We start from the raw sequence: 7,727 nt of genomic DNA, 5'->3' as shown, positions 1-7,727 counted from the left end.
TCGCGGCTGCGCTCGGACCAGTGGCGCTTGCCGCTCATTCCTCAACCGCTTTACAGCAATCGGTATCCCGATGACTGTGGCCGCAGGATAAGCCTCTCCGGGGAAAGGGGAACGCTCGCCGTTAGCTGATTTGCGCAACAGCGCCGATGCCACCCCCCGCTGACGCGGTCCCGAGGGCGCACTGCCCCTGCAGGCCGGCAGCGGCAGCGGGCAGTCCTGCACAGCGGAGGCCGCGACGACCGGGCTGCCGCCGGATTCGCTGACGCGGCCGGAGGTCCGGGGCGCGGGATGTGATCCCGCGGAGATCGAGGCCCCCGGGCGAGGCACTCTGGCGGCCGCGCAGGGAGGCGCCGCTCCGTCCGGGCGCTCCGGTTGCCGTCACGGCCGCCAATTCCTGCCCGTTGAAGACCCGCGGGACCCGTGTGCTCGTCTCTCCCGGCTGTCCTGCGGGAGCCGCACGGCATCCCGCGCCGGGATTGCCGCGCCGGGCCAATCCGCGGCAGAGCCGAGCTCGTCCGGCCCGGACGGGCGGCGCCTCACTGCCTTGTGCGCGGCGCTGGCCGGGATGCGGCCCGCGCAGGTTGCCTTTTTTCGGGAATTGGACGAATTCGAACCGAACCGATCGCTTCCCTGCAAGGAGATTTCCGTGACCGACAAGGATCAGGACGGCACCGAGCCGGTAACCATGGTGGAGGCCGTGCGCCCGCCGCGCTGGACCTGGGGCCTCAGGGCCGCGGGCCTTCTGGGCGCGCTGGCCGTCTGGCTGCTGCTCGGCGGGCAGGAGGCGCTGTCGCCCGAGGGCCGCGCCGTGGCCGCGATCGCCACGCTGATGGCGATCTGGTGGATGACCGAGGCGATCCCGCTTGCCGCCACCTCGCTCCTGCCGATCGTGCTCCTGCCGCTTCTGGCCGGGCGCAGCGTCAGCGAGGCCACCGGGCCCTATGCCAGCCCGATCGTCTATCTCTTCCTCGGCGGCTTCCTGATCGCCATCGCCATGCAGAAATGGAACCTGCACCGGCGGATCGCGCTGATGACGCTGTCGAAGGTCGGGGTCGAGCCCAAGCGGATCGTGCTGGGCATGATGCTGGCCACCGGCTTCCTGTCGATGTGGGTGTCGAACACCGCCACCACGCTGATGATGCTGCCGATCGGCCTGTCGATCCTCACCCTGGTGGTGGAACGCAGCCGCCCGGGCGGTGGCGAGGGCGCGGAGCTGCGCAAGGGCGGCAAGATCACCGACGCGATCGCCGATCCGGACATCCGCGCCTTCGGCGTCTGCCTGGTGCTGGCCATCGCCTGGTCGGCCTCGATCGGCGGGCTCGGCACGCTGCTCGGGAGCCCGCCCAACGCCATCGTCGCGGCCTACCTCTCCGACGAGCTCGGCACCGAGGTCGGCTTCGTCAACTGGATGATCCTCGGCGCGCCGCTGGCCCTCGTCTTCATCCTGGTGGCCTGGGTGCTGATGACCAACGTGCTCTACCGCTTCAAGCTGAGCGAAGTGCCCGGCGGGCGGGCGATGATCGACGACCAGCTCGCCCAGCTCGGCAGCATGAGCCAGGGCGAGCGAATGGTGCTTTTCACCTTCCTCGGCGCCGCCTTCCTGTGGATCGTGCCGGGGCTGCTGTCGGACATCACCGGGATCGCCGCGCTCGGCAGCCTGAACGACACCGCCATCGCCATCGCGGCGGGGCTGGCGCTGTTCCTGCTGCCCGCCGATGACCGCGGGCACATGGTGCTCGACTGGCCGACGGCGCAGGACGAGCTGCCCTGGGGCGTGCTGCTGCTCTTCGGCGGCGGTCTCAGCCTGGCCTCCTCGGTCAAGGCGACCGGGCTCGACAGCTGGCTCGGCACCCAGGTCGAGGCGCTCGGCACGCTGCCGCTTCTGGGCATCGTGATCTGCGTCGTGACGCTGGTGATCTTCCTGACCGAGGTGACCTCGAACACCGCCACCGCCGCGACCTTCATCCCGGTGCTGGGCGGCGTCGCGCAGGGCATCGGCGTCGAAGCGACGACGCTGCTGATCCCGACCGCGCTGGCGGCGACCTGCGCCTTCATGCTGCCGGTCGGCACCCCGCCCAATGCCATCGTCTTCGGCTCGGGCGCGGTCACGATCGGCCAGATGGCGAGGGGCGGCATCGTGCTGAACCTGGTCGGCGTCGCGCTGATCACCGCCTTCGTCTACGCGCTCGGCGGGCTGGCCTTCGGCCTGACCTTCTGAGCCCCGGCACGGGCGGGCGTCACGGACGCCGCAGCCCGTGCCGCCGGATCTGCCGGTGGATGGTGGAGCGGTTCACCCCCATCCGCCGCGCAGTCTGCGAGATGTTCCAGCCGGTCTCGTCGAGATGCCGCGCCAGGAGCGTCTCCTCCCCTCCCCTGTCCAGTGCCTGCACCGCCTGCATCTGCGGCGGGAAATCCGCCCGGCCGAGCCGCACCCGGCCGTCGCGCCCGGGCTGCGACGCCGCGGCCGCCATGATCCGCGCGATCTGGTCGAGCTCGTGCAGGTTGCCCGCCCAGCCATGGCCCGCGACCAGCGCCAGCGCATCGGCATCGAAGGCGACCGGCGCCCCGAAGGCGCGGGCGAAGACCCGGTCGGCCAGCGCGAAGAGATCGCGCCGCGCGCGCAGCGGCGGCAGCGCCAGGCGCCCGCCGGCCAGCCGCAGGTAGAGATCGCGGCGCAACCGCCCGTCGGCCACCGCCTCCTCGGGATCGCGCGACAGGGTCACCACGATCCGCGCCTGCACCGCGCGCTCGCGGATCGCGCCGACCGGGCGGTAGCTGCCCTCGGCCACCAGCCGGACCAGCCGCGCCTGCAGCCGCCCGGGCAGCTCGTCGAGATTGTCGAGCACCAGCGTCCCGCCCGCCGCCGCCGCGACCAGCCCCGGCTCGAAGCTGCGCTTCTCCTCGCGGCCGAAGAGGCTGGCGGCCTCGTCCTCGGTGAAGGTCTCGCAGGGGACGGTGATGCAGGGCCCGCGCGAGCCGACCGTGTGGATGGCGCGGGCCAGCGCGGTCTTGCCGCTGCCGGTCTCGCCCAGGATCAGGAGCGGCAGCCCGCCCGGCGCCAGCACCGCCGCCTGGCCGAGCAGCGCCGACATCGCCGCATCCTCGCCCGCCAGCGCGCGCAGCTCGGCGGGCATGTGGCGCGGCCGCGCCGGGCGCGGCGCCGGGCTGCGCCGCGGCTCGATCGCATGGGCGAAGAGCCGGTAGCCGTCGCGGGTCTGCAGGAAGCGGTCGCGCGCCGAGGTCTGCCGCGTCAGCCCCTCGAGCATGTCGAGATCGACCTCGAAGATGTCGCCGACATGCCGCCCGATCAAGAGCTCCGCCTCGCGCCAGTCGACGCCCAGCGTCCGCGCCATCAGCCGCGCGGCGCCGTTGGTCATGCCGATCACCCGCCCGGCCGCGTCGAGCGACAGCGCCGCCTCGGGATCGACATCGAGGAAATCCGGGCTGTCGGCCAGGCGCAGCACCCAGTCGCGGCGGCTCTCGGCCATGATATTGGCCATCTCGATCCGCCGTGCCGCCTGGCGCACGAGGTTCAGCGCCATCACCTGGCTCTCGCGCGGGCGCGGCGGCGACAGGAGCGAGATGTCGAGCACCGCCGAAAGCTGTCCGGCCGTGTCGTAGATCGGCGCAGCGGTGCAGGAGAGCGCGCCATGGGTCACGTCGAAATGGTCGCTCTGATGCACGATCAGCGGCTCGCCCGCCTCGATGCAGGCGCCGACCGCGCAGGTGCCCGCGCGCCCCTCGGACCATTCCGCGCCGAGGAACAGCCCGGTGCGGCGCAGCTCCTCCTTGTGGCGGTCCTGGCCGAGATAGTCGACCGTCACCCCCTGCCCGTCCGACAGCAGCAGCACGTAGCTCTGCCCGGCGACCAGCTTGTAGAGATTGTCGATGCCCGAACGGGCGATGCCGATCAGCTCTTCCGAGCGCTGGCGGTGCAGCCGGAGCTGGGTCTCGGGCAGGATATAGGCCTCGCGCCGCTCGGTCGGGTCGAGCCCGTGCTTTTCCAGGCAGCGCAGCCAGCTGGCCAGCACCCTGGGGTCGCGCGGGCTGGCGCCGCGCCCGCGGGAGACGGCCTCGATTTCCCGGATATGGTCTATGTCGCCCTGCATCGCCAGTCTCCTTCCGCGCCCTCCCGAGACTAGCGCAGCCGGGCGCGCGGCAGAACCGGGCAGTCTGCGTGGTGCAGCATCTGGCGCCGCAGCGCAGCGAGACTGTTGCAGCTGCGTGCAACACTGTGCCGGGGGATGCAACAGCCCGCCAGGCCAAGCCGCTGATTTCATTAGGCGCGAAAACGCGCATTTGACCGGTCCGTCCGGCGCGACAGGCTGGGGACGCAAAGACGAGAAAGAGAAGACCCATGAAAGCTCTGCGTTTCCATGCCGCCAAGGACCTGCGGGTCGAGCAGATCGACGACATTCCGGCCCCCGGCCCGGGCCAGGTGGCGGTGAAGAACCGCTTCGTCGGCATCTGCGGCACCGACCTGCACGAATACGGCTACGGACCGATTTTCATCCCGAAGGAGCCGCACCCCTATACCGGCGCGCATGGCCCGCAGATCCTCGGCCATGAATTCGGCGGCACCGTCACCGCCATCGGCGAGGGCGTGACCAACGTGAAGGTCGGCGACCGCGTCGCGATCCAGCCGCTGATCGGTCCGCGCACGGGCGAGTATTTCGGCGAGCGCGGCTGGCTGAACCTGTCGCCGGTGCTGGGGCTCGTCGGCCTCAGCTGGGGCTGGGGCGGCATGGCCGAGGCCTCGGTGCTGAACGACTACAACGTCTATCCGATCCCCGACACGATGTCCGACGAGGAGGCCGCGCTGGTCGAGCCGACCGCGGTGACCGTCTATGCCTGCGACCGCGCGGGCGTGACCGCGGGCAGCTCGGTGCTGGTCACCGGCGCGGGGCCGATCGGCATCCTGGCGCTGCTGACCGCCAAGGCCTTCGGCGCGACCAAGCTCTTCGTGTCGGATCTCAACGAGACCCGGCTGAAGCTCGCCAGGGAGATCCTGCCGGAGCTGGTCACGATCAACCCGGCCAAGGACGACCTGGTCAAGATCGTCCAGGACGGCACCGCGGACAACCTGGGCTGCGACATCGCCATCGAATGCGTCGGCAACGACAGGGCGCTGCAGAGCTGCCTCGACGCGGTGCGCAAGCAGGGCACGATCGTCGCCACCGGCGTGCATCCGGGCGTCGGCCAGCTGAACTTCTTCGACGTCACCTTCAAGGACGTCACCGTGAAGGGCTCCTGGTGCTATCCGGCGCATAGCTGGCCGCGGGTGATCGACCTGATCTCCTCGGGGGCGATCCCGGCGCAGAAGGTCGTGACCAAGAAGATCCAGCTCGACGATGCGGTCGCCGAGGGCTTCGACGCCCTGCTCGACCCCGCGGGCAGCCAGCTGAAGATCCTCATCGAGGTCGGCTGAGCCAACGATCCGGGCTGCGCGCGCCAGGGCTTGGGAGGGCCCGCGCGCAGTCCCCTGACATCCATCGGGCAAATGGGAGGAGACACCATGCTTGATACGACACCCCGCGGCGCGCTCGAGGCGCTCGTTGCGGATCTTGAACGCGCCCTGGTGGCGCAGGACCCGGACGCGGTCGCGGAGTGCTTCCTGGAAACGGGCTTCTGGCGCGATCTGGCGGCCTTCACCTGGAACCTGAAGACCTGCGAGGGCAAGGACCAGATCCGGGCCATGTCCGCTGCGCAGCTGCCGCAGGTCGCGCCCGAGTCGCTGTCGCTCGACCCGTCCGAGGAGGTCGCTGAGACGGACGGCGTCACCGAGGGCTGGCTGGTCCTGGAAACCGCCACCGGCCGCGGCGTCGGCTATGTGCGGATGAAGGAGGGCAAGATCTGGACGCTCCTGACCACGCTGCACGAGCTGAAGGGCCATGAGGAGCCGCGCCGGATCCGCCGTCCGATGGGCGCCGAGCACGGCCATGACCCCGAGCGCCGCACCTGGAAGGAGAAGCGCGAGGACGAGGCGCGGCGGCTGGGCTACGAGGACCAGCCCTATGTGCTGGTGATCGGCGGCGGCCAGGGCGGCATCGCGCTCGGCGCGCGGCTGCGCCAGCTCGACGTGCCGACCATCGTCATCGACAAGCACCCGCGCCCGGGCGACCAGTGGCGGAACCGCTACAAGTCGCTCTGCCTGCACGACCCGGTCTGGTACGACCACCTGCCCTACATCCCCTTCCCCGACAACTGGCCGGTCTTCGCGCCGAAGGACAAGATCGGCGACTGGCTGGAGATGTACACCAAGGTCATGGAGCTGAACTACTGGTCCTCCACCCTCGCCAAGTCGGCCAGCTACGACGAGGCGAAGGGCGAATGGACCGTGGTGGTCGAGCGCGACGGCCAGGAGGTCGTGCTGCGCCCGAAGCAGCTGGTGATGGCGACCGGCATGTCCGGCAAGGCCAATATCCCGGTCTTCGAGGGCCAGGACATCTTCAAGGGCGAGCAGCAGCATTCCAGCCAGCATCCCGGCCCGGACGCCTATCGCGGCAAGAAGGTGGTGGTCATCGGCTCGAACAACTCGGCGCATGACATCTGCGCCGCGCTCTGGGAGAACGGCGCCGACGTGACCATGGTGCAGCGCAGCTCCACCCATATCGTCAAGTCCGACAGCCTGATGGAGGTCTGCCTCGGCGGGCTCTATTCCGAGCAGGCGGTGGCCAACGGCATCACCCATGACAAGGCGGACATGATCTTCGCCTCGATCCCCTACAAGATCATGCACAGCTTCCACGTGCCGCAATACGACGAGATCAAGCAGCGCGATGCCGCGTTCTACGCCGCGCTGGAAAAGGCCGGCTTCCTGCTGGATTTCGGCGATGACGAGTCGGGGCTCTTCATGAAGTACCTGCGCCGCGGCTCGGGCTACTATATCGACGTGGGCGCCTGCGACCTGGTGATCGATGGCTCGATCAAGCTGAAATCCGGGCCGGGCGCGGCGGTGGACCGGCTGACCGAGACCGGCGTGCGCTTCGCCGACGGCACCGAGCTGCCCGCCGACCTGGTCGTCTATGCCACCGGCTACGGCTCGATGAACGGCTGGGCGGCGGACCTGATCAGTCAGGAGGTCGCGGACAAGGTCGGCAAGTGCTGGGGGCTGGGCTCGGCCACGGCCAAGGATCCGGGCCCCTGGGAGGGCGAAGAGCGCAACATGTGGAAGCCCACCATGCAGGAAGGGCTGTGGTTCCATGGCGGCAACCTGCACCAGTCGCGCCACTATTCCCGCTATCTCTCGCTGCAGCTCAAGGCGCGCCATGCCGGGATCGGCACGCCCGTCTGGGGGCTGGAGGCCCCGCATCACCTGAGCTGACACCGGTTCCGCCACTTCCTCCGGCGGTCGGCCGCCACGCCCCTGCTCCCGGGCGTGGCGGCCTTTTTCATGCGCCCGTTCCTTCCGTCTCGCGCAAACGGCGGAATCCGTCTTGATCTGGTTATCATTTTCTGTATGGTACTTGTCATACAACTTGGAACGGACTCGCCGGAGGGGGCGGCCGTTCCGCGCAAACCGAGGGAGGAGATGCGTCTTGCGCAATCCCAGATGGCTATCGGCAGCGCTGAACCAGGCGCTGACGATCCTTGTTACCCTGCTAGGCCTCTTGATCCTGACCTTCGTGATCGGCCGGATCATGCCTGTGGATCCTGTCCGCGCGATCGTTGGCGAGGAGGCGACGCGGGAGGTCTACATGAATGTCTACCAGCAGCTCGGCCTCGAC

4 protein-coding genes and 1 pseudogene are annotated in these 7,727 nt (G+C 69.7%); 4 read left to right on the top strand and 1 reads right to left on the bottom strand.

The window, feature by feature from the left end:
• Positions 1–646: 646 nt before the first annotated feature.
• On the top strand, positions 647–2,218 hold the full coding sequence (locus FGX59_RS35375; RefSeq protein WP_206078533.1) for an SLC13 family permease: 1,572 nt from the start codon (positions 647–649) through the stop codon (positions 2,216–2,218).
• A gap of 19 nt (positions 2,219–2,237) precedes the next feature.
• Here FGX59_RS35375 and FGX59_RS35370 read toward each other — a convergent pair whose 3' ends face one another.
• On the bottom strand, positions 2,238–4,109 hold the full coding sequence (locus tag FGX59_RS35370) for a sigma-54-dependent Fis family transcriptional regulator (RefSeq protein WP_138473257.1): 1,872 nt from the start codon (positions 4,107–4,109) through the stop codon (positions 2,238–2,240).
• A gap of 248 nt (positions 4,110–4,357) precedes the next feature.
• Between FGX59_RS35370 and FGX59_RS35365 the strand changes: the two genes are divergently transcribed.
• The 3 genes and pseudogenes from FGX59_RS35365 to FGX59_RS35355 all read left to right on the top strand — a co-directional run.
• A complete protein-coding gene (locus FGX59_RS35365; RefSeq protein WP_138473255.1) occupies positions 4,358–5,428 on the top strand; it encodes a 2,3-butanediol dehydrogenase in 1,071 nt (356 codons plus the stop codon).
• Positions 5,429–5,515: 87 nt separating this feature from the next.
• Complete coding sequence (locus FGX59_RS35360) at positions 5,516–7,324, top strand: NAD(P)-binding domain-containing protein (RefSeq protein ID WP_138473252.1); 1,809 nt, start codon at positions 5,516–5,518, stop codon at positions 7,322–7,324.
• Positions 7,325–7,538: 214 nt separating this feature from the next.
• Positions 7,539–7,727, top strand: a pseudogene (locus tag FGX59_RS35355) (ABC transporter permease); the annotation flags it as partial.

This window comes from Poseidonocella sp. HB161398 (assembly GCF_005870025.1).
GTDB lineage: Bacteria > Pseudomonadota > Alphaproteobacteria > Rhodobacterales > Rhodobacteraceae > Mangrovicoccus.
Note: the sequence above shows the minus strand (reverse complement) of the source record. Positions and strands in the feature narration are given on the sequence as shown.